The sequence below is a fragment of the Aneurinibacillus danicus genome (assembly GCF_007991215.1).
Taxonomy (GTDB): Bacteria; Bacillota; Bacilli; order Aneurinibacillales; family Aneurinibacillaceae; genus Aneurinibacillus; species Aneurinibacillus danicus.
Genome location: NZ_BJXX01000081.1, coordinates 11,501 through 38,052 on the forward strand (window position 1 = coordinate 11,501; position 26,552 = coordinate 38,052).

At 49.7% G+C, this 26,552-nt stretch carries 24 protein-coding genes; all 24 read right to left on the bottom strand.

Features of this window, described 5'->3' with window-relative positions; genetic code table 11:
- Positions 1-14: 14 nt before the first annotated feature.
- Complete coding sequence (locus ADA01nite_RS09575) at positions 15-1,385, bottom strand: MATE family efflux transporter (protein WP_146809734.1); 1,371 nt, start codon at positions 1,383-1,385, stop codon at positions 15-17.
- A gap of 79 nt (positions 1,386-1,464) precedes the next feature.
- Complete coding sequence (gene spoIIR, locus ADA01nite_RS09580) at positions 1,465-2,055, bottom strand: stage II sporulation protein R (RefSeq protein WP_146809735.1); 591 nt, start codon at positions 2,053-2,055, stop codon at positions 1,465-1,467.
- Between the two features lie 102 nt (positions 2,056-2,157).
- Positions 2,158-3,057: a peptide chain release factor N(5)-glutamine methyltransferase gene (gene prmC, locus ADA01nite_RS09585; RefSeq protein WP_246147282.1), complete on the bottom strand. Its 900-nt coding sequence runs from the start codon at positions 3,055-3,057 to the stop codon at positions 2,158-2,160.
- Positions 3,041-4,114, bottom strand: coding sequence for a peptide chain release factor 1 (prfA, locus tag ADA01nite_RS09590; protein WP_146809737.1), 1,074 nt, complete (start codon positions 4,112-4,114; stop codon positions 3,041-3,043). Before prfA ends, prmC begins: the two co-directional genes overlap by 17 nt.
- A 140-nt stretch (positions 4,115-4,254) precedes the next feature.
- Positions 4,255-4,782 (bottom strand): YhcN/YlaJ family sporulation lipoprotein, encoded by a 528-nt coding sequence (locus ADA01nite_RS09595; RefSeq protein ID WP_170230216.1) that lies wholly within the window; start codon positions 4,780-4,782, stop codon positions 4,255-4,257.
- A 61-nt stretch (positions 4,783-4,843) separates the two neighbouring features.
- On the bottom strand, positions 4,844-5,440 hold the full coding sequence (locus ADA01nite_RS09600; RefSeq protein WP_146809739.1) for a thymidine kinase: 597 nt from the start codon (positions 5,438-5,440) through the stop codon (positions 4,844-4,846).
- Positions 5,441-5,548: 108 nt separating this feature from the next.
- Entirely contained in the window at positions 5,549-5,749 is a 201-nt protein-coding gene (gene rpmE, locus ADA01nite_RS09605; protein WP_146809740.1) for a 50S ribosomal protein L31, read from the bottom strand.
- A 112-nt stretch (positions 5,750-5,861) separates the two neighbouring features.
- A complete protein-coding gene (locus tag ADA01nite_RS09610; RefSeq protein WP_146809741.1) occupies positions 5,862-7,136 on the bottom strand; it encodes a radical SAM family protein in 1,275 nt (424 codons plus the stop codon).
- Positions 7,137-7,300: 164 nt separating this feature from the next.
- Positions 7,301-8,086: an undecaprenyl-diphosphate phosphatase gene (locus ADA01nite_RS09615; RefSeq protein WP_146809742.1), complete on the bottom strand. Its 786-nt coding sequence runs from the start codon at positions 8,084-8,086 to the stop codon at positions 7,301-7,303.
- A gap of 359 nt (positions 8,087-8,445) precedes the next feature.
- Positions 8,446-9,723, bottom strand: coding sequence for a transcription termination factor Rho (gene rho, locus ADA01nite_RS09620; protein ID WP_146809743.1), 1,278 nt, complete (start codon positions 9,721-9,723; stop codon positions 8,446-8,448).
- Positions 9,724-9,784: 61 nt separating this feature from the next.
- Positions 9,785-10,753: a class II fructose-bisphosphatase gene (gene glpX, locus ADA01nite_RS09625; RefSeq protein ID WP_146809744.1), complete on the bottom strand. Its 969-nt coding sequence runs from the start codon at positions 10,751-10,753 to the stop codon at positions 9,785-9,787.
- Positions 10,754-10,774: 21 nt separating this feature from the next.
- Positions 10,775-12,043: a UDP-N-acetylglucosamine 1-carboxyvinyltransferase gene (gene murA / locus ADA01nite_RS09630; protein WP_146809745.1), complete on the bottom strand. Its 1,269-nt coding sequence runs from the start codon at positions 12,041-12,043 to the stop codon at positions 10,775-10,777.
- A gap of 74 nt (positions 12,044-12,117) precedes the next feature.
- On the bottom strand, positions 12,118-12,765 hold the full coding sequence (gene fsa, locus ADA01nite_RS09635; RefSeq protein ID WP_146809746.1) for a fructose-6-phosphate aldolase: 648 nt from the start codon (positions 12,763-12,765) through the stop codon (positions 12,118-12,120).
- 37 nt (positions 12,766-12,802) lie between these two features.
- Positions 12,803-13,666 (bottom strand): class II fructose-1,6-bisphosphate aldolase, encoded by an 864-nt coding sequence (gene fba, locus ADA01nite_RS09640; protein WP_146809747.1) that lies wholly within the window; start codon positions 13,664-13,666, stop codon positions 12,803-12,805.
- A gap of 63 nt (positions 13,667-13,729) precedes the next feature.
- The gene (locus ADA01nite_RS09645) at positions 13,730-14,095 is read right to left on the bottom strand and encodes a response regulator (protein ID WP_146809748.1); all 366 of its coding nucleotides are present in this window, start codon (positions 14,093-14,095) and stop codon (positions 13,730-13,732) included.
- Between the two features lie 165 nt (positions 14,096-14,260).
- Positions 14,261-15,862 (bottom strand): CTP synthase, encoded by a 1,602-nt coding sequence (gene pyrG, locus ADA01nite_RS09650; RefSeq protein WP_146809749.1) that lies wholly within the window; start codon positions 15,860-15,862, stop codon positions 14,261-14,263.
- Positions 15,863-16,049: 187 nt separating this feature from the next.
- Positions 16,050-16,559 carry a DNA-directed RNA polymerase subunit delta gene (gene rpoE / locus ADA01nite_RS09655; protein WP_146809750.1) on the bottom strand — a complete coding sequence of 170 codons (510 nt, stop codon included), beginning with the start codon at positions 16,557-16,559 and terminating at the stop codon, positions 16,050-16,052.
- A 273-nt stretch (positions 16,560-16,832) separates the two neighbouring features.
- Positions 16,833-20,087, bottom strand: a complete 3,255-nt coding sequence (gene icmF / locus ADA01nite_RS09660) for a fused isobutyryl-CoA mutase/GTPase IcmF (protein WP_146809751.1) — start codon at positions 20,085-20,087, stop codon at positions 16,833-16,835.
- A gap of 14 nt (positions 20,088-20,101) precedes the next feature.
- The gene (locus ADA01nite_RS09665) at positions 20,102-20,728 is read right to left on the bottom strand and encodes a TetR/AcrR family transcriptional regulator (RefSeq protein WP_146809752.1); all 627 of its coding nucleotides are present in this window, start codon (positions 20,726-20,728) and stop codon (positions 20,102-20,104) included.
- A 131-nt stretch (positions 20,729-20,859) separates the two neighbouring features.
- Positions 20,860-21,804 (bottom strand): methylmalonyl Co-A mutase-associated GTPase MeaB, encoded by a 945-nt coding sequence (gene meaB / locus ADA01nite_RS09670; protein ID WP_146809753.1) that lies wholly within the window; start codon positions 21,802-21,804, stop codon positions 20,860-20,862.
- A gap of 13 nt (positions 21,805-21,817) precedes the next feature.
- Positions 21,818-22,960: an acyl-CoA dehydrogenase gene (locus ADA01nite_RS09675; RefSeq protein WP_146809754.1), complete on the bottom strand. Its 1,143-nt coding sequence runs from the start codon at positions 22,958-22,960 to the stop codon at positions 21,818-21,820.
- 18 nt (positions 22,961-22,978) lie between these two features.
- Positions 22,979-24,121: an acyl-CoA dehydrogenase gene (locus ADA01nite_RS09680; RefSeq protein ID WP_146809755.1), complete on the bottom strand. Its 1,143-nt coding sequence runs from the start codon at positions 24,119-24,121 to the stop codon at positions 22,979-22,981.
- A 42-nt stretch (positions 24,122-24,163) separates the two neighbouring features.
- Positions 24,164-25,015, bottom strand: a complete 852-nt coding sequence (locus ADA01nite_RS09685; protein WP_146809756.1) for a 3-hydroxybutyryl-CoA dehydrogenase — start codon at positions 25,013-25,015, stop codon at positions 24,164-24,166.
- 162 nt (positions 25,016-25,177) lie between these two features.
- Positions 25,178-26,365 (bottom strand): acetyl-CoA C-acetyltransferase, encoded by a 1,188-nt coding sequence (locus tag ADA01nite_RS09690; RefSeq protein ID WP_146809757.1) that lies wholly within the window; start codon positions 26,363-26,365, stop codon positions 25,178-25,180.
- Between the last annotated feature and the right edge of the window lie 187 nt (positions 26,366-26,552).

Here is a 26,552-nt window from a genome sequence, read left to right on the forward strand (position 1 = left end):
ATCTTGTGGATAACTTACTGGATGAGTTGTGTATGACGCTGCTTTTTCCAGAAAAATTGATAATATCCGAATTGCAAAAGAAGGTTAACCGTAAATGCAATCGGATAGGCGATCCAGATGCCCACAATTCCGATTTGATGGGACAGTATATAAGCAACCGGCACTTCCACTCCCCATATAGAGGCGATGGATAAGGCGGTCGGCCAGAATACAGTACCGCTTGAACGCATAATCCCGGACATAACGCTCGCATGGCCAAAAATCAGGTAGCTCCATAATGTAATGCGCAGCAGTTCATGTGCCAATTCCATGGTCTGCGCTTCTGTGATGAACAAAGAAAGAATGACGCCGGCAAACGTATACGTAAGGACTATTAATAGACCTCCGATGATATAGTTCAATACAATTCCTGCCTGGATTACTTTCTTCAACCGCTCAAACACTCCTGCACCAATCGCCTGGGCGCCGAAGATGGACACTGCCATCCCCAGACTCATTGCAGGCATCATCACATAGCTGGCCACCTGATTTACCGCACCGTAAGCCGCGGTCGCCAGTGAGCCAAAGCGATTGACGAAAGAAATGACGGCAATGGTCGCCAGTGAAATGAGTACCATCTGCACGCTCGTTGGAATCCCAATTTTAATCAGCAGTTTAAAAATCGCGCCATCAATTTTCAAATGGCGCAGTGCCTCCCGATTAAAGCGCAGCGGATGATTGGCCTGACGCAAATAAATAAGGAAAATCACAAACGTAACCAGCGAACCAATAACGTTAGCCCAGGCCGCCCCGTTAATCCGAAGTTCCGGAAAACCAAATAACCCGAGAACCAACACCGGTGTTAGCGCGACAGTCAATGCCGTGCTGATGATCAAGAAATAAAATGGCGTTTTCGAATCGCCCGTACCGCGAATAAATGTCGTATAGCTGATATACAGGAACAGAATCGGAATTGCATAGAAGAAAATACGCGCATAGGCCGCCGAATCTTCCAGAATATTGGCCGGTGTACCAATCATGCCTAGTATATCTTCCGCAAATAATACGCCGATGACCGCCAGCAGGCTTCCTAACAAAAACGTCGTTGTCAGCGTCGTCCCCATCACCGCTCTGACCCGTTCATAGTTCTGCGCTCCGTACGCCTGCCCGATCAGTACAGAGCTTGCACTTCCAAGTCCGATAACGAACGAGACAAGGAAGAAAAACATCGGAAAGAATGCAGACACTGCCGCAAGCGCATTCACTCCGATGAATCGTCCCAGCATAATACTGCTGACGGTGCCGCTGATCGATTGCAGCGCATTACTCAACATAAGCGGAATTAAAAAAATAAGCAGCCCTTTCCACACCGTCTTGTCGTTATCTGTACTATCATTGACTTCCATTTTTCTATCCTCTCCTTCTTTCCTCACGATTTTCACGAAAAAAAGGAAGAAACCCTGCCACTTCGACAGAGTTTCCTTACTATGTGAATAATTTATGGAACAATTCTACCAAAAAGAACCGCACTTGAATTTGATTTCCGTCTTTCTTCTGCCGATCTGCATCAGCCTGCTTTTGTTGCGCATCTCCATTGGTAATATCCACAAAACAGAGCGGTGGAAACAGCACGCACCACCAATTCTTTCCTTCCGCGTTACCAATGGTAATCCGAACAGCTTCGTACTGTCCGGCCGGAAACACCTGTGTTCCGTACATTTTCGTCGGGAAATCGGTTGGCGCAAGCTCCACGCGCGAAGCATAGGAGAAACCCTTCTCCTTAATCGTCTCATCTACAATCCTCTGCAGCTCCGGCAGATGGTTGCTGATGACTATTCGAGCATCATCGAAGCTCTCCGCCCCCCCGGCCCATCCTTTCACCGATTCAATTACACGGTCGCGCACCTGGCGCTTCAACTGCTGATCTTCCGGGGTATCGCTATTGGCGAGAATCCGCAAACGAATCGACTGCTCAGGCACCATATTGTCAGCAAAGACAGCCAGCGCTTCTTTCTGGCTTTCCCAGCTCATTAGTAAAAGAAATAAAGCAAAAAAGAGCAGATAATATTTTTTCATGTCCCTTATCCCCTTTCCTCTCCCTGTTCATCAGTATGGACAGCAAAAAGAGAGGATAAACCTGCTATTTTTAGAGAATAAGAGATTTAGAGATACCGCTCTTCAACTTCGAACAGCTATGACATGGCGACCGATATCGGCCAAATCGTGCACAATGTATACTTCCGGGAAAAGACCGGTATCTTCCAGCCAGCTGCGGACGGTCTCCGCCTGATGAATACCGACTTCCCAGCCAAGCAGCGCACGCTCTGCCAGCACCTGCGACAAATCTTTCGTCATCCGGCGGTAAAAGTCCAGTCCGTCCTCTCCACCGTCCAGGGCGCGAAGCGGTTCATGGTCTTTTACCTGCGTATCCAGCTGTGTAACATCAAACGATGGAATATACGGCGGATTGGACACAAGAACATCCACCCTGCGTTGGTCACGAAGCAGCGGTTCCAATAAATCTCCCCTGACAAATGAGATTTTATCTGCTGTATGATGCCGTACCGCGTTACGATGAGCCACATCCAGAGACTCCTGCGCAATATCGGTAGCGATCAGCTTCCAATTCTCACCGCCAAAAGCGGCCAGCGTTACCGCAATCGCACCGCTTCCCGTACCGATGTCCGCCGCAAGAAGAGCGGCGTCTTCCGGCCAAAGCTCCTTCACCCGCTTCAAAACCTCCTCCACAAGCAGCTCGGTTTCCGGCCGTGGAATCAAAACGGAAGGATTCACCTCAAAAGCGAGTCCATAAAACTCCTGGGTGCCGACGATATACTGCATCGGCTCTCCGGCTGCGCGCCGCCGGACAACCTCGTCAATTCTCGTCCATTCTTCCTCCGTCAATGTGTGGGACATCCCCGAGATAAACCGGATGCGATCCCAGCCCAACGCGTGGCGAATAGCGTACTCCGCCAGAAATGCCGCATCATCGATCCCTTTTTCGCGTAAAAAACGAGAAGCCTTCTGCATAGCTTCCCGTACCGCCATTTTATTCATCCGCTTACGCACCTTCAGCATTGCGCATTAATTCCGCCTGCTCATGCAGTACAAGCGCATTGATGATTTCGTCCAACTCCCCGTTCAATACCTGGTCGAGCTTGTGCAGTGTCAGACCGATTCGATGGTCAGTAACACGGCTCTGCGGGAAATTGTACGTCCGGATGCGTTCGCTCCGATCGCCCGTACCCACTGCGGAGCGGCGGGCATCGGCGTATTCCGCATGCGCTTCCTGCTGGTACTTGTCTAACAGACGGGCACGCAGTACACGCATCGCCTTGTCTTTATTTTTGTGCTGGGACTTCTCGTCCTGGCAGGTTACTACGATACCGGTCGGCACGTGGGTTAGACGCACGGCTGATTTGGTCGTGTTCACGCTCTGTCCGCCGGCGCCGCTGGAGCAGAACAGATCGACGCGGATATCATTCTCATTGACTTCTACTTCCACTTCTTCCGCTTCCGGAAGCACGGCCACTGTTGCCGTCGACGTATGGATGCGTCCGCCGGATTCCGTGGACGGAACACGCTGCACGCGGTGCGCGCCACTCTCGAACTTCAAGCGACTGTATGCGCCTTTACCGTTCACAGAGAAAATAATCTCTTTATAGCCGCCGATATCAGTCGGAGCCGCTTCGAGGACTTCTACCTTAAACTTATGCTTAGCCGCATAACGGGTGTACATCTCAAATAAGTCGGATGCAAACAGAGCTGCTTCATCACCGCCGGCCGCACCCCGGATTTCAATGATAACGTTCTTGTCGTCGTTCGGGTCTTTCGGCAGCAGTAGGATGCGGATGCGCTCTTCCAGTTCTTCCTTCTTATCTTCCAGCTCGCCAATTTCCATCTTGACCATCTCACGCATTTCATCGTCGAGCTTCTCTTCCAACATGTCTTTAGCATCTTGCAACTGCTGGGTCGTTTTTTTATATTCACGATACGCCTGTACCGTCTCTTCAATATCCGATTGTTCCTTGGAATATTCACGCAGCTTTTGCGGATCATTCATGACCTGTGGGTCGCACAGAAGCTGCGTTAATCGCTCATACCGCTCAACAACCGATTCCAATCGCTGTAGCACGGTTCTTCACCTCATTTTAAAATTCCATAGCATAACAGTATAATTATATAGGACTGCTTAAGATAAGTCAAAATAAGAGAAAAGAGCAATACCCAAGCTTTTATATTGCAGGCATCGCTCTTCTCTTCATCTGTTTTTCCTTATTTTATTCTACCATCCAAATCATTCATATGAACGCGGTAGTTATTAATTGGCGTGCCGCTGCGGATACCGTCGCCGATATCCTGAATGCGGTTGAAGATGCCTGTATCAGAGCTGACGCGCACATCGTAGCGCGGCATCTTCTGTTGAACACGCTGCCGTACTTTCTCCCGAATATCAGCCGCTTCCTGAGGGCTACGCACCGTATCGGCCAGCGTTAGGCCAACATAGGCACGTGCTCCGTTAATGACAACGCTGGCGCGTTTGACCTTCGGTACCTGCACCGCCACATTGGCCATGCTGTCCGCTTCCGCCTGAATGTCCCGCACGTCGTTGCGTCCGGTTACGATATTCGGATTCAAATCGCTTCCCACCAGCACCCGGGTCGTGCGTTCCGGAGTAGTGCGATTATATTCGTTTACTTGAACGCCCTGCCGCTGCGGTGCCGCACCCTGGTTGTTCGGATTACAGCCAGCGGCCAGCAGCAGGACGACGCTAATCAGTGCCATGCTTACGCTTTTTCTCATAAATAAAGCCCACCTCCTCATGTATAGTGTGTACTAAGAGGAGGCAGGCTTATGCGCCGGATTAAGAAAGCGAAATCTTTCCGCTCATGCTTCGCGGCTGCTTGTAACATTTACGGCAGACGGGAATGTAGCTGTCATTGCCGCCGATTTGAATTTGTTCGCCTTCATATACCGGCTCGCCGTCTTTGACGCGCAGGACCATTGTGGCTTTCCGATCACAGAACCAGCAGATTGTTTTAATTTCTTCCAGTTTGTCCGCGTACAGCAGAAGCGCTTCGCTGCCCTCAAACAGATGATTGGCAAAATCATTCTTCAACCCGTATACAATTACGGGAATATTCAATTCATCTACAATTTCCGTAAGCTGCAGGATGTGGTGCCTGCGCAGGAACTGCCCCTCATCCACCAGTACACAATTCGGTAAACCATCCTGATTCATCTCTACGACCGTTTTGATGTTGGTTTCTTCGTCCACGGCAATCGCTTCCCGTCGTAAACCGATGCGGGATGCTACGTATCCGCGTCCATATCGGTTATCAAGCACCGATGTAAAAATCATGACCCGCTTTCCCTGTTCTTCATAATTATGGGCCACTTTCAGAATTTCCACCGACTTTCCACTGTTCATCGTACCGTATCGAAAATATAGCTGTGCCATGTTTACTCTCCTTCCAACGTATCCATCTTATCCTGAAAGGAGCGGCAAGAAAAGCACTAAAAAACAGACAGGCGAAACTGCCTGTCTGTTTTAGCTGCATCAATCATATTACTTGATGTTGTATTTCTTTTTGAAACGATCTACACGTCCACCAGCATCAACAAATTTTTGTTTACCAGTGAAGAAAGGATGGCACTCGGAGCAAATCTCCACGCGCAAGTTTTCTTTCACTGAGCCGGTTTCGAATTCGTTACCGCATGCGCAAGTAACTTTTGTCACTTTGTAGTCAGGATGGATATCCGGTCTCATTTCATTCACCTCTTTCTGCCCTGAATCTTTACGAAACAGAGTTACACTCAAACACACATGAATGCATTATAGCACGGCTGCCTTTTCTTTGCAAATATCTCTAATGAAAAAATCATACAGCCAGCGTCTTCCGGCGCAGCTCCTGGAACGCAGCCGGCGGAACATGGGTATACGATCCGATAATCACATCCGGCAGCTCCTGGCGATAAATTTCGAGCGCCTGCTTCATGCCGAATACTTCGCCTTTGGCCGGCGGAATCATGGCCAGATAGCTGTCCGGGTCAATATTCAGGTTGCGCATCTGAATCAATCGAATACCGTTCTTGCGGATAAAATCAATCATGGCTTCCATCTCTTCTTCCCGATCAAACACGCCCGGAAAAACGAGATAGTTAATCGAGGTATACACCCCTTTGCTGCCGGCGTAAGCCGCAGATTTCGCCACATTCTCAAGTGTGTAAGCGCGCGGGCGATAATACGCGTTATAGTGCTCGTCAATCGCGCTGATGGTGCTAATGCGCATTAAATCCAGTCCGGCATCCACGATCGCTTTGATGTGATCAGTGAGTCCGGCATTCGTATTTATGTTAATAAAACCCATTTTCGTCTGCTCACGTACGCGCCGCATCGCCTGTGTAATAATGGCGGCCTGGGTGGACGGCTCCCCTTCGCACCCCTGACCGAAGCTGATAATCGACTCGGGAGTCTTTAGGTGGTGCAGCATAACTTCCGTAAGCTCGTCCACCGTCGGTTTAAAGTTCATTCGGGTCTGCGGCGCCGGAAATCCGCTGTCGTCCGGCTGTTCGGAAATACATCCGTAGCAGCCCGCATTGCAGGAATACGACACTGGAAGCCCCGCCTCCCAGCGGTTAAAGAATGTGTTGGACGCCGTCAGGCAGCCATAGCCCAGCGTACAATTGCTGAGATGGTTAAACACGCGGTTTTCCGGGTATTGTTCCAATACATTTTTCACCAGACGCTCTTTTTCATCTTCCGGGAAATTGAGCGGATTCCATTTATACGGGTCGTCGGACTGCTCTGCCGCTACGTAGAAGCCGTCATTGTGCCATACGACAGCCGTATAGCCAAAAAGCGGCAATTTTTCATCTTTATCGGCTTTTACGTATCCGGGTAACATAAGACGTGTAAAGCCCTGCGGCATCAGCGCACCGACCGCCTGATATTCCTCAAGACGGATCATTTCCCCCGTTTCCGGGTCCATGCCAACCGGATGGCAGTTCGGAAGGCTGACCAGAGTGGCACCTTCCGGCAGCGGAATGAGTTCTTCTTCGAGAATTTCCATCAGCGACTCTCCGCTTCGGCCCAGGCCAAACAACTCCGGATGATCGTAGAGCTTTCCCCGGTGGTCTGCATAAACAAGATACATGTATATCAAAGCTCCTTACTTTCTTCGTTCGCAAGCTTTTGGTTGCTGTACATCCGAATCATTATAATTCACCGGGAATACAAAGTCAAAGAAAGCACCTGCCGAAAAAGGAGGGCACCAGACATGGAACGCAAATACGGTCGCTGTTCCTTAATATAAAAAAATTAGAACACGCCAGAAAGTTGAGCTCCGAGAATAAACAGACCTAACAGCCAGACATAGACAGCAAATCCTTTTAGCGATCCGCTCTTCAGAAGCCCAATCATCCAGCGGACAGCAAGATAGCCAAATATAGCAGAAAAAAGGGTTCCAAGCAAAAGCGGAGACAACCCAATAACCTCCCGACTCTCACCACTAAACAGTTTCGCCCCCTGCAAAAGTACGCCGCCTCCGATGGCCGGGAGAGACAACAAAAAGGAAAAGCGCGCCGCCGCTTCCCGTTCCATACGCCGGTACAGGGAGGCCGCAATCGTAAGGCCGGAACGGGAGAGAGCGGGCATAATTGCCGCCGCCTGAAAGCAGCCGATGAACAAAGCGTCGCCGTAAGAAATACGCTCGAGCGGCTTCGTTCCTCTACTCTTCAAGCGATCCGCCATCCAGAGCACGAAGCCTGTCAGCAAAAATTCATAGCCTACCGTTGCGCCGGTACGGGAAACTTCTTCAAAGAAGTCTTCAAATAGCAGCCCAACAGCTACCGCAGGCACAGTTCCCACCAGAAGCAAGCCGGTCAAACGGTTAAACGGCTTTTTCACTATCGCTATCACATCGTCACCGTATACGGCCAGTACCGCAAACAAAGTTCCGATATGAAGCATGGTATCCAGAAACAATCCGGCCTCATCCAATCCGAACAGGTGCCGCCCAAGATAGAGATGCCCTGTGCTGCTAACGGGAAGAAACTCGGTTAGTCCCTGGATAATCCCCAGAATTATCGCCTGAAACTCGTTCATATCTTGTACTCCTTCGTACCACAAAAGTCAGCCGTCCTTCCCTTCATTTTCATGATAGGGCTTGTGACTAATTGACCATGGTGGTTTTGTACCATTTATATGAACAAGCCAGAAAAAATATGAACACTCCCCCGCTTATCGCATGCGCGCTTGAAGCGGGGATTTCCTGGGTGGAATGGAAACTATGCCGTCCGCTTCCATATTTACAGCCAATCACACCGACAGAACATCGGTGTCTCTCAAAGAGGGAGACCATTGTCGGCTTTATTCATACTTTGCTGCAAACGTCACCAAACGAGAGAAAAGAGAGGGCCGCAGTTTTCCCTATTTTTCTTGCAATTATATTATATTCTGTTTAACTATGAACGAGGTTTGCTGATCGGCTTCTTGACATTCTCAAACACGAGGGAGTCGAGGAATTCCTGGTTCGTTTTCGATTCGGCGATTTTCTTAATGAATGCTTCAGTGAATTCGTTGCTGTCGTGGATGGATTTGCGAAGGGTCCAAATTTTATTCAGCTCTTCTTTCGTAAACAGCAATTCTTCGCGGCGCGTACCGGAACGACGAATATCAATCGCCGGGTAGACGCGGCGTTCCGCAAGCTTGCGGTCGAGGTGAAGCTCCATATTTCCGGTTCCTTTGAATTCTTCGTAGATAACATCGTCCATACGGGAACCCGTCTCTATCAGCGCGGTAGCCAGGATCGTCAGGCTGCCTCCTTCTTCGACATTGCGCGCCGCCCCAAAAAAGCGCTTCGGACGATGGAAAGCCGCAGGATCAATCCCTCCGGACAGCGTACGTCCGCTTGCCGGGACCGTCACATTATATGCACGTGCCAGGCGGGTAATGCTGTCCAGCAGGATGACAACATCCTTTTTATGCTCGACAAGGCGCAATGCGCGCTCTAATACCAGCTCAGCCACCTTGATATGATTTTCCGGCAGTTCATCAAATGTGGAGCTTACAACTTCCCCTTTGACCGAGCGCTGCATATCGGTTACTTCCTCCGGTCTCTCATCAATTAATAGAACAATCAGCTCGACGTGCGGATGATTGGTCGCGATGCTGTTGGCAATCTCTTTAAGCAGCATGGTTTTACCGGCCTTCGGCGGGGCAACGATAAGTCCGCGCTGCCCGAATCCGACAGGCGCTATTAAATCGATAATACGGGAAGAAATTTTGGTAGGCGATGTTTCAAGCACCATCTTCTCCTGAGGATACAGGGGCGTAAGTGCCGGAAAATGCAGTCGTTCCGGCGAAGTCTCAGGAGGTTCTCCATTGACTGCATCGACGTGCAAAAGTCCGAAATATCGTTCGTTCTCTTTTGGCGGACGTACTTTTCCCGATACCTTGTCGCCGGTCCGCAAATCAAAACGCCGGATTTGCGAAGCGGAGATATAAATATCTTCCGCGCTCGGCAGGTAATTGATAGGACGGAGAAAGCCGAACCCATCCGGATGCGTATCCAGCACCCCTTCCATGAACATATGACCTTGCTTCTCCGCCTGTGCCTGCAAAATCGCAAAGATTAATTCTCGTTTCTTAAATGTGCCGTAATAAGGGATCTGGTATTCCTTGGCCAATTTATAAAGTTCCGTTAACTTCTTCTCTTCTAATTGTGCTAGATTCATTTCCATATAATGCTTAAACACCACACTTTTCTTAAGTAATGACCAGTCTAACCGATTATAGACTGGACTAGTCCTTCATAACGAACTGCGGTTTGCGCTCAAGGCGATGCTGACCGTCAATGAAGCGGACCGTACCGGATTTCGCACGCATAACAACAGACTGGGTAAACGCATTGGTGCCTTCAAAACGCACACCTTTGAGCAGCTCGCCGTCCGTTACGCCGGTTGCCGCAAAGATGCAGTCGTCCCCTTTTACGAGATCCTCCATAAGTAGTACCTGATGCGGATCAGTAAGACCCATTTTCTTGCAGCGTTCGATCTCCGCTTCACTATAAGGTACGAGACGGCCCTGGAATTCACCGCCCAGACATTTCAGTGCAACTGCGGCGATAACTCCCTCCGGTGCGCCGCCGATGCCAAACAAAATATCTACGCCGGTATGTTCAAAAGCTGTATTGATTGCACCGGCCACATCGCCATCGGAGATTAGCTTAATACGTGCTCCCGCTTCGCGGATTTCGTGAATAATTTTCTCATGGCGTTCACGATCCATTACACATGCGACAAGGTCGCTGATGTCTTTACCTTTTGCCTGCGCTACCGCTTTAAGATTGTCGATAATCGGCGCATTGATGTCCACTTTGCCAGCCGCTTCCGGACCTACTGCCAGCTTATCCATATACATATCCGGCGCGTGCAGCAGGTTCCCCCGGTCTGCAACTGCCAGAACCGTCAGCGCGTTCCAGGTCCCCTTCGCTACGATATTGGTGCCTTCAAGCGGGTCAACCGCTACATCCACTTCCGGCCCTACGCCCTGGCCGAGCTTCTCACCGATATACAGCATCGGTGCTTCATCCATTTCACCTTCGCCGATAACGACCGTTCCCTGCATCGGCACTGTGTCGAACACAGCCCTCATCGCTGTAGTGGCCGCATCATCCGCATCTTCCTTCTTACCGCGTCCCATCCAGCGGGCAGATGCAAGCGCCGCTGCTTCCGTCACACGAACTAATTCCATTGTTAAACTGCGTTCCATTCTCTTTCATCTCCTGTTTCTTTAGTAAGCTCTTTGGCTCGGTTTCTCGCGCCACATAACGGCACCCAGGCTCTTCAATTTCTCTTCCAATTTGGCATACCCGCGATCAATATGGTGTACACCGGTAATCTCGGTGACTCCTTCCGCCATCAATCCGGCCACGACAAGCGCAGCTCCGGCTCGCAAATCCGTCGCCATCACTTTTCCGCCCACAAGCGGCGTCCTTCCTTCAATGACGGCTGAACGGCCTTCTACTTTTATCTTAGCTCCCATGTTAAGCAGATGTTCAATATGCTTAAACCGGGCATGGTAGATGTTGTCCGTCACAATGCTTGTGCCGGTTGCGGCAGTGAGTAGGGAAGTAATAGGCTGCTGAAGATCAGTGGGGAATCCGGGGTAAGGGAGTGTTTTGATATCGATAGACTCATAGTTGTCTCCTCCAATGACGCGAACGGCGTCGTCATCGTCTTCCACTTGCACGTTCATTTCCCTCAGCTTGGCTATAAGGGATTCCAGATGACGGGGAATAACATTGTCGATGACTACGTCGCCGCCTGTGGCCGCGGCAGCAATCATATACGTACCTGCTTCAATCCGGTCGGGAATAATCGAATGGCGGCAGCCGTGCAGCTGCGCCATGCCTTCAATCCGGATGACGTCCGTTCCCGCGCCTTTGATGCTGGCGCCCATTGCGTTCAACAGCGTAGCGACATCGATGATTTCCGGTTCTTTGGCCGCATTCTCGATAACCGTTCTGCCTTTGGCCCGGCAGGCCGCCAGCATGATATTAATTGTTGCCCCAACACTTACCACATCAAGATAAATCTTGCTTCCGACAAGCTCTCCGGCTTGAATATGTAAAGAACCGTGGTCGTGAGACAATCTCGCTCCGAGCGCTTCAAACCCTTTGATATGCTGGTCAATCGGTCTCGGACCCAGATTGCATCCGCCCGGAAGTCCGATAGTCGCTTCTCCAAACCGGCCCAGCATTGCGCCCATCAGATAGTAGGATGCTCGAAGTTCCTTAATCTTGCCGTTTGGCATCGGTTTGGCTGTAAGGCTCGTAGAATCGATGCGCAGCATGTCATTATCGCGCTCGACCACCGCGCCCAGGTCCTGCAGAATCTCACTATAGATATGGACATCGCTAATGTCCGGAACGTTCTCCAAAACAACTTCTCCACAAGCAAGAATCGCAGCGGGAATAAGCGCAACCGCACTGTTCTTCGCTCCGCTAATTTGAATCTTTCCGGTAAGCTTCTGTCCGCCTTTGATAAACAACTTCTCCACAGCTCGATTCTCCTTACTCAATGGGAAAAAGCACCTTTTCCCCATTTATTTTGAAAAGGTGCTTCGTTCCGCTATTATTTTTGCTGCGCTTTTTCCCAGTCTGCAAGAAAACGTTCGATTCCGGCATCGGTTAGCGGATGCTGCACCATCTGCTTGAAGATTTTGTAGGGAACAGTCGCGATGTCCGCACCCATCTTCGCGCATTCTACTACGTGCAGCGGATGACGTACGCTTGCCGAAATGATTTCAGTCTCGATGCCGTGTACATCGAAGATTTGAGCAATATCCGCAATCAGTTGCAGACCGTCCTGGGAGATGTCATCTAGACGTCCGAGGAACGGCGACACATAGGTTGCGCCCGCACGTGCCGCAAGCAGGGCCTGTGTTGCCGAGAACACCAACGTTACGTTTGTTTTGATTTTTTTCTTGGTGAAATATTTTACCGCTTTTAAACCTTCTACCGTCATCGGCACCTTGATTACGATATTTTTGGAAAGGGAGGCTAGCTTCTCTCCTTCTTCAATCATGCCTTCGGCTTCCAGGCTGATAACTTCGGCGCTAATCGGACCATCTACAATATCGATGATTTCTTTGAGCGTTTCTTCGAAGTCCCGGCCTTCTTTCGCTACAAGAGACGGGTTAGTCGTAACGCCGGCCAATACGCCCCATTCATTTACTTCGCGGATTTCTTCTACGTTTGCTGTATCAATAAAGAACCTCATAATACACTCCTTGTGTCTTTATGCTGACAAATGGTGTTTACGCCCGGTTACTGCTGCCGAATTCGCGCATTTTTCCTTTAACGGTTTCTTTGATGGTATCGCGTGCAGGTCCCAGATATTTGCGCGGATCATACAGTTCCGGCTTCTCTGCCAAAATTTTACGAACCGTTTGAGAAGACGTAATCTGGTTCTCTGTATTTACGTTAATCTTTGCCGTACCCAGAGAAATCGCGCGCTGGATATCTTTTGTCGGGATGCCTGTACCACCGTGCAATACAAGCGGCACACCTGTCAGTTTCATTACCTCTTCCATTCTATCAAAGCCCAGTTTCGGCTCACCTTTGTATGGGCCATGTACGGAACCAAGCGCCGGAGCGAAGCAATCTACGCCGGTCTCGCGCACAAGTTTATCACATTCTTCCGGAACTGCATACATCGCTTCCGCATCTTCGACTACCAGATCATCTTCCTGTCCGCCGATACGGCCCAGTTCCGCTTCCACAGACACGCCCAGCGCATGCGCTACGTCAACAACGCGCTTCGTCAGTGCAATATTCTCTTCCAGCGGGTAATGCGAACCGTCAATCATAACCGATGTAAAGCCGGCATGGATCGCTTCCACGCACTTCTCGAAGGAAGATCCGTGGTCTAAGTGAATAGCCACCGGCACAGTCGTTTTATATTCTTCCATTAATGCTTTTACCATGGCTACAACCAGTTTGAACCCACCCATATAACGAGCTGCACCTTCACTTACTCCAAGGATGACAGGGGATTTCTCTTCTTCCGCGGCCTGCAGAATGGCCTGCGTGAACTCTAGATTGTTCAAGTTAAACTGGCCGACTGCGTATTTTCCTTCCACGGCTTTGTTTAACATATCTGTCATCGAAACTAATGGCATATGTAAGATCCTCCTTGTTTTGTGCATACTCTCAAACATTGCTTATTATACCACAATGAAAGATTAGCATGCGAGTTGCTTATTTACCGCTGTTCGTAGTTCATCGATATCAAACGGCTTTGTAAAATGTGTGAGCGCGCCAAGTTCTGTCGCCTCTTTAATCATATCCAACTCGCCATACGCTGTCATCATAATGACTTTAGTATCTGGGGCAATTTTCTTAATTTCTTTTAGAATTTCCAATCCGTCCATGCCAGGAATTTTCATATCAAGAATGACGAGGTCCGGCGACTCGTTCACAACAATCTCTAGCGCCTGCTTTCCATTCGCCGCTTGAAACGTTTGATAGCCTTCCTTTCCAAATACCTCAAACAGCAGTACACGAATCCCGTATTGATCATCGACAATTAATACTTTTTGGTCTTTCATGTCGTTCCCCCTCTCATTCGTATCATGCGAATGCGCGTACATTATGTATCCTCACTACCATGGCTATAATAAGATTCGCTAAATTCTAAAAAAATCCTTTCTTTTTTCACATTATTAAGGAAAGAAAAAAGGACGAGCATCAGGATCGTCCCTTAAAAATTTTCCTTATCTGTTCAACTGCAGTGCCGCACCTACGAAATCGCGGAACAAAGGCTGCGGACGGTTCGGACGGGAAGTGAATTCCGGGTGGAACTGACTTGCCACAAACCACGGGTGATCCGGAATTTCAATAATCTCCACCAGACGGCCATCCGGCGACGTGCCGCTGAATCTCAGGCCTGCATTCTTTAACGTTTCACGATATTGGTTGTTGAATTCATAACGATGACGGTGACGTTCATATACAAGATCCTCGCCGTAAGAAGCGCGGGCTACCGTATCCTTCTCCATCTTACAAGGATACAGACCAAGGCGCATCGTACCGCCCAGGTTCTCGATATCTTTCTGATCCGGAAGCAGGTCGATGACCGGATACGGTGTTGACGGATTAATCTCCGAGCTATTCGCATCTTTCATACCGACAACGTGACGGGCAAATTCGATGACTGCCACCTGCATGCCTAAGCAAATGCCCAGGAACGGAATTTTGTTCTCACGCGCATATTTGGTGGCGATAATTTTTCCTTCTACACCGCGGTCACCGAAACCGCCCGGCACGAGTATACCGTCCACGCGCCCCAGCAGATCGGCTACATTGTGCTCATATACCTCTTCGGCATCAATCCACTCGATGTTAACGTCCGCATCGTTCGCATAACCGGCATGGTACAGCGCCTCAGCTACGCTAAGATACGCATCATGCAGCGCCACGTATTTACCGACAATGGCAATGGTTGTCTTGTGGGAAAGATTTTTGATTTTATGAAGCATCTGCTTCCATTCCGTCATGTCCGCTTCCGGACAGGTAAGGTTCAAATGGTTGCACACATATTCATCCATCCCTTGCTCCTTCAGCGCCAAAGGCACTTCGTACAGCGATTCAGCGTCCGTCGCTTCAATGACTGCTTTCGGGTCAATGTCGCAGAAGAGGGCAATTTTCTCTTTCATGTCCTGGGACATCGGATGTTCGGTGCGGCATACGATGATGTTCGGCTGAATGCCTAAGCTGCGCAGCTCTTTTACGCTGTGCTGCGTCGGTTTCGTCTTCATCTCGCCTGCGGCGGCCAGATACGGTACAAGCGTACAGTGGATATACATGACATTATCGCGCCCGACATCGCTTTTAATCTGACGAATCGCTTCTAAGAACGGTAAGCTTTCGATGTCCCCTACCGTACCTCCGATTTCCGTGATGACAACATCCGCGTTCGTCTCGCGGCCGGCACGGAATACGCGTTCCTTGATTTCATTCGTAATATGGGGGATTACCTGTACCGTTCCACCCAGGTAGTCACCGCGGCGTTCTTTCGTAATAACAGAAGAATATATTTTACCCGTTGTTACATTACTGTTGGAATTCAGGTTAATGTCGATGAAACGCTCATAGTGGCCAAGGTCGAGATCCGTTTCCGCTCCGTCCTGCGTTACGAATACTTCCCCGTGCTGGTACGGACTCATTGTACCCGGATCAACGTTAATGTACGGATCAAACTTCTGGATGGTTACCTGCAGTCCGCGGTTCTTTAACAAACGGCCCAAAGAAGCGGCCGTAATCCCTTTACCTAGAGAAGATACCACACCGCCAGTTACAAATATATACTTTGCCATACAAATAAACCCCTCTTTCTTTGCCCATTCAATACTTTTCCACAAAACAATTAACTGTATGAATCTAGAAAAATAAAAAAACAAAAGTATTCCCCAACCGAATATTCGGAGGGGCACTTTTGTTTTTAGTAGTCAACGATACATTGTATACTTTTAAAGCCCAAAAAGTATTTTATCGTCCTATATATTATATGTCAAGATCTTCGTCCTCGTCATCCATCTCGTCTTCATCCATCTCGTCTTCGAATTCTTCCTCTGTTTCTTCTTCATCGACAAAGTCATCATCAATGTCTTCTTCATCATCGTCTATGTCATCAACCTGTTCGTCATCAACATCTTCATATTCTTCTTCGATCTCTTCCTCATCTTCATCGAAATCATCATCGTCATCAAGCGCAAATTTGCCGCGGAAACCGCCTTCAGCGGATTCTTCCTGCGTCTCGACGAGATACCAGCGTTTCAGGCCCCAGAGGTTGTCACCGAGGCAGATAAAACGGCCATCAAGGTTTATCTCTGTGTAAACCTGTGCGATCATGTCCATCGCTTCCGATTCCGACATGTTCTTCATTTCTGTCAGTTCTTTGTACAAATCACGGTAATACGCCGGTTTTTTCGATTGGTTCAACAGTTGATAAGCGAGATCTACCATCGCCATTTCTTGGATTTTTTCTGCTTCCAGGTTTAAAGCACTGCTCACCCTCGGCACTTCCCTTCTTTACAGGTATTCAAGCAACAAGACGCGGGAACCCCGCGTCCGGGTATACTTTCCCTATTATTCAGCATTCCTTATTTTATACAATTTAACCCCTAAAATGCAAGAGTAATGCAAGGAAAGAAAGAGGGCAAAAAGTGTTACCTTTCTCTTTTCGGCTTCGTCTTAAACTTATCTTACCCATAATAGAAAGACGAGGGAAAGAGACCTCGCCTTTTTTCTTTCAATCCAGCGAGTCTTTTCTCTCGTCTTTCGAATTTACATGTTCCGGCGATACTGGCCGCCTACTTCATAAAGCGCTCCGGTAATCTGGCCAAGGCTTGCCACTTTAACCGTTTCCATCAGCTCGGCGAAGATGTTGCCGTTGCTGCGGGCCACTTCTTTTAAGCGTTGCAGCGCCGGGCCTACGGCGTCTTTATGGCGCTCCTGGAAGGCGCGCAGATTGTTAATTTGCTGTATCTTCTCTTCCTCCGTTGCACGGGCAAGCTCAATCTCATAGTCGTCTTCAGATGAGTTCGGGTTCAGGAATGTATTGACCCCGATAATCGGCAGCTCGCCGTTATGCTTAAGCGTTTCATAGTAAAGCGATTCTTCTTGAATCTTGCTGCGCTGGTATTGCGTTTCCATCGCGCCCAGTACACCGCCGCGATCGCTGATGCGCTGGAATTCAGCCAGAACCGCTTCTTCCACCAAGTCGGTCAACTCTTCAATGATGAAAGAACCCTGCAGCGAGTTTTCATTCTTGGCTAATCCTAACTCTTTCGTAATAATCATCTGGATTGCCATCGCACGTCGTACGGAGTTCTCCGTCGGCGTCGTAATCGCTTCGTCGTATGCATTCGTATGCAACGAGTTGCAATTATCGTAGATGGCCATCAGCGCCTGCAGCGTTGTGCGGATATCATTGAAATCCATCTCCTGCGCATGCAGCGAGCGGCCGGATGTCTGAATATGATATTTCAGCTTCTGGCTGCGCTCATTTCCGCCGTATTTGTTTTTCATCACGACTGCCCAGATGCGGCGGGCCACACGACCGAGTACGCTGTACTCCGGATCAAGACCGTTACTGAAGAAAAACGACAGGTTCGGCGCAAAGTCATCGATATGCATACCGCGGCTCAAGTAGTATTCCACATACGTGAAACCGTTCGCCAGCGTGAATGCCAGCTGAGAAATCGGATTCGCTCCCGCTTCTGCAATATGGTAGCCGGAGATACTTACCGAGTAGTAGTTGCGGACATGGTTCTTAACAAAGTATTCCTGGATGTCACCCATCATCTTTAGCGCAAACTCAGTTGAGAAGATGCACGTGTTTTGTCCCTGGTCTTCTTTCAGAATGTCCGCCTGAACAGTACCGCGTACGCTCTTTAACGTGTACGCTTTAATCTGTTCGGCTTCTTCAGCGTTCGGCTCGCGCCCGTTTTCTTCTTTGAACTTATCAAGCTGCTGCTGAATCGCCGTGTTCATATACATCGCCAGGATAATCGGCGCCGGTCCGTTAATCGTCATAGATACGGACGTGGAAGGATGGCACAGGTCGAATCCGGCATACAGCTTCTTCATATCATCCAGCGTACAAATGCTGACGCCGCTCGTACCGATTTTCCCGTAAATGTCCGGACGGTAATCCGGATCTTCACCATACAGGGTCACACTGTCAAATGCCGTACTCAGACGTTTTGCCGTATCATCTTTGGAGAGATAGTGGAAGCGGCGGTTTGTCCGCTCCGGTGTACCTTCGCCCGCGAACTGACGCTTCGGATCTTCGCTATCGCGCTTAAATGGAAATACGCCTGCTGTATAAGGGAAGTGTCCCGGAAGGTTCTCCGTCATGGACCAGCGGAGAATCTCTCCCCAATCTTCGAATTTCGGCAGCGCTACTTTCGGAATGCGCGTACCGGATAGCGACGTCGTGTACAGTTTGGTGACAATTTCTTTGTCACGTACTTTGGTGACGAATTCATCCTGCTGGTACGCTTCTTTTAGCGACTCCCAATTCTCCAGAATTTTTTTGCTTTCCGGATGCAGCTTCTCTTCATAATGTGCAATCAGCTTATCAATCTCCTGCCGTAGATCGGCCGCAAGCTCTCCAGTCTGTTGAGACAGCTCTTCTTTCGTGCCTTTCAATTGGAACAGCTTACGTGCAATTTGCACCTGCTGTTCGGTGAATTTCTTATACTCACGTACCGTGTTTACAATTTCGGCCAGATAGTGCACACGGTCCGACGGAATAATATATTTCTTCTTCGATTTTGTGTCGCGGGAGATGTCTATCGTTGTCGGCCATTCGGTGCCGGTTTTTTCGGAGACGACTCTCATCAGGTTCACAAACAGTACGTTTGTGCCCGGGTCATTGAACTGGCTTGCGATCGTGCCGTAAACCGGAATATCTTCGTCTTTCATGTCAAAAATGGCACGGCTGCGCGCCCACTGCTTCTTAACATCACGCAGGGCGTCTTCGGAGCCGCGACGCTCGAATTTATTGATGGCAATAATATCCGCATAATCGATCATATCGATTTTCTCAAGCTGGGTCGGCGCACCGAATTCGCTGGTCATGACGTACATAGCGACGTCGCACACCTGCGTAATATTGGCGTCGCCCTGGCCAATGCCGGATGTTTCGACGATAATAAAATCGTAACCTGCCGCTTTTACGATATTGATTGCATCGCCGATAGCCCTGCTGAGCTCACTGTGGGATTTACGGGTAGCCAGCGAGCGCATATACACTCGCGGCGAATTAATCGAGTTCATGCGGATGCGGTCGCCCAGCAGTGCTCCGCCTGTTTTCTGCTTGGATGGATCTACAGAGAGAATCGCAATCGTCTTATCCGGGTATTGTTCAAGATACCGGCGCACAAGTTCATCCGTCAGCGAGCTTTTTCCAGCGCCGCCTGTTCCCGTGATGCCGAGAACCGGAACCGTCTCTACCATAGCGTTAACCTTCTCGAGCGTCGCCGCTACTTCCCGGTCCTGCTTTTCGACATTTTCCTCCGCCAGCGTAATCATGCGGCCGATTGCATTCCAGCTGCGATTTTTAAGCTCATTGATTTCTTTTTCGACTTCTTTGGGAGTCGGATAGTCGGTCTGCTCAATCATCCAGTTAATCATACCCTGAAGACCGTGTATACGTCCGTCATCCGGAGAGAAGATTTTTGTCACACCGTATTCATGTAGTTCGCGAATTTCAGAAGGAACGATAACACCGCCACCGCCGCCAAACACTTTAATATGAGAGGCGTTTTTCTCTTTTAACAGGTCAATAATATACTTGAAATACTCAACGTGACCACCCTGGTAGGAACTTACAGCGATACCCTGTGCATCTTCCTGAATGGCGGCATTTACAACCTCCTCTACAGAGCGGTTATGGCCAAGGTGAATGACCTCCACTCCGGACGCCTGCAGGATGCGGCGCATGATGTTAATGGATGCATCATGGCCGTCGAACAGGCTGGCAGCCGTGACAAAACGAACATTGTGCTTCGGACGATAAATTGCCGTTTCCATCTTGGTTTTCCTCCTTATTTTCCTGTCAATTCGCGCAAAATCAATGAGGTCTGCATTTCCGTATATTCTTCGAGCGTGTAGTGCTTACGCAGGCTCCAGCGGCGGAATGTCCACATCTCGCCCAGCACCACGATATTGTGTGCCATCAGCTTCACCGACTTCTCGTCGATATTAAGCGAACCATCCATTCTACCCCGGTGCAGTATCTCCTCAAAAAATCCGGTAATCTCTTCTTCTTTGGCAAGTACATACTTCATCGTGTCAGGAGGAAGCGATTTAATCTCCTGGTAAATCAGCAGCACACGGTCCTGCATCTGATCCATAACACGCAGGAAGCCCTCAATGGCCGCCTTCAGCATCACGGCTCCACTCACGCCGTTTACCAATACCTCCTGCAATCCTTTTTCCACACCTGCATGGATTGCGTCGCATACAAGATAGAGAACGTCTTCCTTTGATTCGATATATTCGTATAGCGTGCCGATGCTAAATCCTGATGCACGGGAAATTTCTCGGGTGGTCGTTTTGTGAAATCCTTTGGAGATAAAAAGCTCAACCGCTGCTTCAATAATTTGTTCGCGTCGCTTCTCGATGAGTTTCGGGTCTTTTACCATCGAAGGGATCGATTTTCGTTGTTCCATTGTACATTGCTCCTTTCCTCGTGCTGACTGAGCGATTGCTCAGAGTGCAGGGAAAAAGAAAAGGCATATCGCCTCTTCTTTCTTCTTATTATACGCACGAAGAAAACGAATCCGCAATACTTTTCAGAATACTATTTTTCTTTTACTAACTGATGAAACAGCTGACCTGCTACTTCATACGGATCAATGTCACGACGGGAAACTTTCTCCATAATCTCTTTGTATCCTTCACTGCGCAAATGCTTGGTAACCAGTTGATGCACCTCGTGCTCCACGATTTCCGCCACTTCTTCCTTTAGGTGAGAAGCGCGTCGCTTCTCCCACTCGCCGCTTTCTTTCAAATACGTTTTGTGATTAAGAAATGCCTGCCATGTTTCATCGATTCCTTTGTTCTGCGGCGTAATGGTCTTAACTACAGGAGGACGCCATGCAGCGTCATGCTTCACCAGGTCAAGCATCTGCTCCACTTCGCGGTATAATTTCTCTGTACCGGCCAGATCGGCTTTGTTCAAAATGAACAAATCAGCAATTTCCATAATGCCCGCTTTAAATGCCTGCACCGTATCGCCGCCGCCCGGATTCAGCACAACGGCCGTCGAATCAGCGACGTTCATAATATCAAGCTCCGATTGGCCGACGCCCACCGTTTCGATAATTACGACATCTTTGCCGTACGCATCGAGCACGCGAATCGCCTCTTTCGTGGAACGCGCCAGGCCGCCCAGGCTGCCGCGCGTACCCATGCTACGAATAAATACACCCTCATCAAGAAAATGATCCTGCATGCGTATACGATCGCCGAGAATCGCACCACCAGTAAACGGGCTGGTAGGGTCCACCGCCACGATTCCTACGGTCAGATTCTGCCTGCGCAAGTACCCGATAAGTTTATCGACAAACGAGCTTTTGCCCGCGCCCGGCGAACCGGTAATGCCGACAAGAAATGATTTCCCTGTATGCGGAAAAAGATCCTGCAAAATCTCCGTCTTCTCGGGATGGTTATCCTCTATATAAGAGATCGCACGGGCAACCGCCCGGCGATCTCCATTAAGAATCCGCTCTACCAATGTATGCAATACGCTCACATCCTTAGTCTTTCAGCAAGTAGTTCGAGATGACAAGACGCTGAATCTCGTTCGTTCCTTCGTAGATTTGCGTAATTTTGGCATCACGCATGAAGCGTTCTACCGGATATTCGCGTGTATAACCGTAACCGCCGAAGACTTGTACCGCATCGGTGGTCACTTCCATTGCGATATCGCCCGCATAAAGTTTTGCCATTGCAGACGCTTTTCCATACGGCAGACCGCTGTCTTCAAGCACAGCGGCCTGGTAGGTCAGAAGACGGGCCGCTTCCACTTTTGTTGCCATGTCTGCAAGTTTGAATGCGATGGCCTGCTGGGAAGCGATCGGCTTGCCGAATTGATGGCGTTCCTTCGCATACGCAATCGCATGCGTCAGCGCGCCATCCGCGATACCTACCGCCTGAGCAGCGATGCCGTTACGGCCGCCGTCAAGCGTCATCATCGCGATTTTAAAACCCTGCCCTTCCTGACCCAGCAGATTTTCTGCCGGCACACGGCAATCTTCAAAAATGATCTCCGTCGTTGCGGAAGAACGGATACCAAGCTTCTTCTCTTTTTTGCCGACTTTAAAGCCAGGCATATCGCTCGTTACGATAAACGCGGTTTGTCCCTTATGCTTTAATTCCGGAGTGGTAGCGGCAAATACGATATAGATGTCTGCCAGCCCGCCGTTTGTAATGAAGATTTTGCTTCCGTTCAGAATGTAGTGATCGCCGTCTTTTTTCGCCGTTGTCTTCATTCCGGCAGCGTCGGATCCGGAACCTGGCTCGGTCAGGCAGTAGGCACCCATGCTTTTGCCTTCGGCCAGCGGACGCAGAAATTTCTGCTTCTGTTCTTCGGTACCGAATTTATAAATCGGCCAGCTCGCCAGCGATGTATGCGCAGACAGCGTAACCCCCACAGAGGAGTCGACGCGCGACAGCTCCTCCACCGCAATGACGTAACTTAAGAAATCAAAACCTGCACCGCCGTACTTCTCATCCCACGGAATACCCGTCAGGCCCAGCTCAGCCATCTTGTGGAATACTTCCATGTCAAAACGTTCTTCTTCGTCGCGCTCCCCGGCTTTGTCGGCCAGTTCATTCTCCGCAAATTCGCGCACCATTTGGCGCAGCATTTTGTGTTCTTCAGACAGTTGGAAATCCATGCTCTCCCCACTCCTTTATTATTTGTTTAATAAGTATTTGGAAATCACAAGACGCTGAATCTGGTTGGTACCCTCATAAATCTGGGTTACTTTGGCGTCGCGGAAATAGCGCTCGACCGGATACTCACGCGTATAGCCGTAGCCGCCGAAGACCTGGACAGCTTCCGTCGCCACTTTCATCGCCGTATCGGTTGCAAAACGCTTCGCCATGGATGCCTCCATGCCGCACTTGATACCCTGGTTGCGCAGGGCCGCCGCACGATAGACCAGCATGCGCGCCGCTTCGGTTTGTGTCGCCATATCGGCCAGTTTAAACGCGATGGCCTGTTGGGAAGCGATCGGCTTGCCGAATTGATGGCGTTCCTTCGCATACGCAATCGCGTGTTCGAGCGCGCCTTCCGCAATGCCGAGACCTTGCGCCGCGATGCCGATTCGTCCTACATCCAGGTTCGCCATGGCGATGGTAAAACCTATACCTTCTTCGCCAAGCAGATTTTCCGCCGGTACTTCCGCGTTATCAAAGATTAATTCGCAGGTGCTGGATCCATGCAAACCCATCTTTTTCTCCTTCTTGCCGACAGTAAACCCTGGTGTATCCTTTTCTACAATAAACGCCGAGATTCCTTTGGAACCTTTTGACGGATCGGTGACAGCAAACGTAATGTACGTGTTAGCCGCTCCGGCGTTTGTAATGAAGATTTTGCTTCCGTTCAGAATGTATTTGTCGCCTTTTTTCACCGCAGTTGTACGCATGCTGGCAGCGTCGGAACCGGCGTTCGGCTCGGTCAGCGCAAACGCACCGATATATTCGCCGGAAGCCAGTTTCGGTACGTATTTTTTCTTTTGTTCTTCGTTACCGAAGTAAAGAATCGGATTAGTACCGACCGATGTGTGTACGGAGAGAATAACCCCAACTGTCGGGCTTACCTTAGAGATTTCATTGATTGCGAGAATATAGGAGATAAAGTCCGCTTCCGCACCGCCCCACTTCTCCTCAATCGGGATTCCCATTAATCCGTATTCGCCCATCTTGCGGATAATTTCGAGCGGGAATTCATCCGTTTCTTCCATCTCCTCCACCCGGGGTGCGATTTCTTCGCGGGCGAAGTCACGCACCATACGGCGCATCATCTCTTGTTCTTCTGTAAATTGCAAATGCATGGTTTCTCCTCCTAACTCCTGATGCTCTTTGTGAATGTATATCTATTGGTATGTGTAGAATCCGCGTCCGGATTTGCGTCCCAACCAGCCTGCTTTTACATACTTGCGCAGCAACGGGCACGGACGGTATTTCGAGTCGCCGAATCCTTCATGCAGCACTTCCATGATGTACAGGCACGTATCAAGACCGATAAAGTCAGCCAGCGTAAGCGGTCCCATCGGATGGTTCATACCGAGTTTCATAACTTCGTCAATCGCTTCCGGCGTCGCCACGCCCTCATATACGCAGTAAATGGCTTCATTAATCATCGGCATTAGCACCCGGTTGGATACGAAGCCGGGGAAGTCGTTCACTTCTACTGCCACTTTGCCCATCTTCTCAGACAGCTCCGCAACCACGCGGTATGTCTCATCGGAGGTTGCCAGACCGCGGATAACCTCAATTAGCTTCATAACTGGAACCGGATTCATGAAATGCATGCCGATTACTTTCTCCGGACGGTTTGTAACTGCGGCGATTTCCGTAATCGGCAACGAAGACGTATTGCTTGCCAGAATGGCATGCGCCGGCGCAATTTCATCCAGTTGTTTGAAAACCCCGGTTTTTACGTCCATATTTTCAACAATCGCTTCTACTACGAAGTCAACGTCTTTTGCGTTAGTAAGGTCAGTGGACGGCGTGATGCGGTCAAGAATATCCTGCTTCTCTTGTTCCGTTTTGCGGCCTTTCTCTACGTCGCGCGCAAGGTTCTTAGTAATAACACCGAGTCCGCGGTTGACGAATTCGTCTTTCACATCATGAAGCACGACTTCAAGACCGGCCTGTGCTGCTACCTGCGCAATACCGCTTCCCATCTGGCCTGCGCCGATGACCATGAATTTTTTTACTTCCATTCCTCTCCACTCCTTATGTTCTAAATAAATATTTAAGAAAAGAGAGGGAGAATAAGGAGAAGAAAAAGATTCCGGGATGAAAAAGGCATGGGCCTTTTTCCGTATTCAAGTCGAATTCTTTCCTCATTCTTCGCCTTCTCTCCTATCTCATAGCTTCTATCGTTATTCGGCGGCCGGTACTTCCACCAGAATGGCGTCACCCTGGGCCGCACCCGAACAAATCGCCGCGATACCGAGACCGCCGCCCCGACGGCGGAGTTCATAAATTAGCGTCATCAAAATGCGCGCGCCGCTGGCTCCAATCGGGTGGCCAAACGCGATGGCGCCGCCATTTACATTTACTTTTTCCGGATCCCAGCCTGCGATTTTTTGGCTGGTCAGCGTAACCGCTGCAAACGCTTCATTAACTTCCAATAAGTCAATCTGGTCGATGGTATAACCGGTTTTCTTCAACAATTTATTAATAGCAAGACCCGGCGTAGTCGCAATGTACGGCGCTTCCTGACCAACCGCCGCATGGCCGAGAATCGTTGCCAGCGGTTTGGCACCAAGCTCTTTCGCTTTTTCGTCGGACATGACAACCATGGCGCCTGCGCCGTCGTTGACACCCGGTGCGTTACCGGCTGTAATGGTTCCGTCTTTTGTGAATACAGGCGGGAGCTTCTGCAATTGCTCAATGCTCGTTTCACGCGGAGCTTCATCCGTATCGACAACCACCGGATCGCCTTTGCGCTGCGGTACGGAAACCGGTACAATCTCCTCTTTTAATTTGCCTGCTTTGATGGCTTCTGCGGCACGCTGCTGGCTACGCAGCGCCCATTTATCCTGCTCTTCACGGGAGATTCCATATTCGGCGGCCACATTGCTGCCATGTACTGCCATGTGCTGACCATCATAGGCGTCGGTCAATCCATCATGCAGCATCAGATCGACCAGCTTACCGTCGCCCATGCGCATGCCCCAGCGCACATTGGGCACGATGTACGGTGCGTTGCTCATGCTTTCCATACCGCCTGCTACAATTACATCCGCATCACCGGCACGGATAATCTGATCGGCCAGCGTTACGCTGCGCAGACCCGATGCACAGACTTTATTGATAGTCTCCGTCTGTACTTCCCACGGAAGACCTGCTTTACGTGCTGCCTGGCGCGAAGGAATTTGTCTGGCACCACCCTGCAGCACCATCCCCATAATAACCTCTTCTACCATATCCGGAGAGATGCCGGCACGCTCCACTACTTCCTTAATAACAATGCCCCCCAGGTCGACCGCCTGAAGCGAAGACAGACTACCTCCGAACTTGCCGAAAGGTGTGCGGGCCGCACTTACAATGACAGATTTTCTCATTCTCTTTCGCGCCTCCTTAATAGTACACAAAATTTTCAAAGCGAGCGATTGCTCAGTCAGTTATTATTCGGAAACATACCCGGCAGCCTCCGCTGCCGGGCAACACATCTTTCTACTTCCATTGTATCAATGTTCTAACAAATGCAAAAGGGAAATCTATAAAGATTTTTCTAAAATCTCTACCATG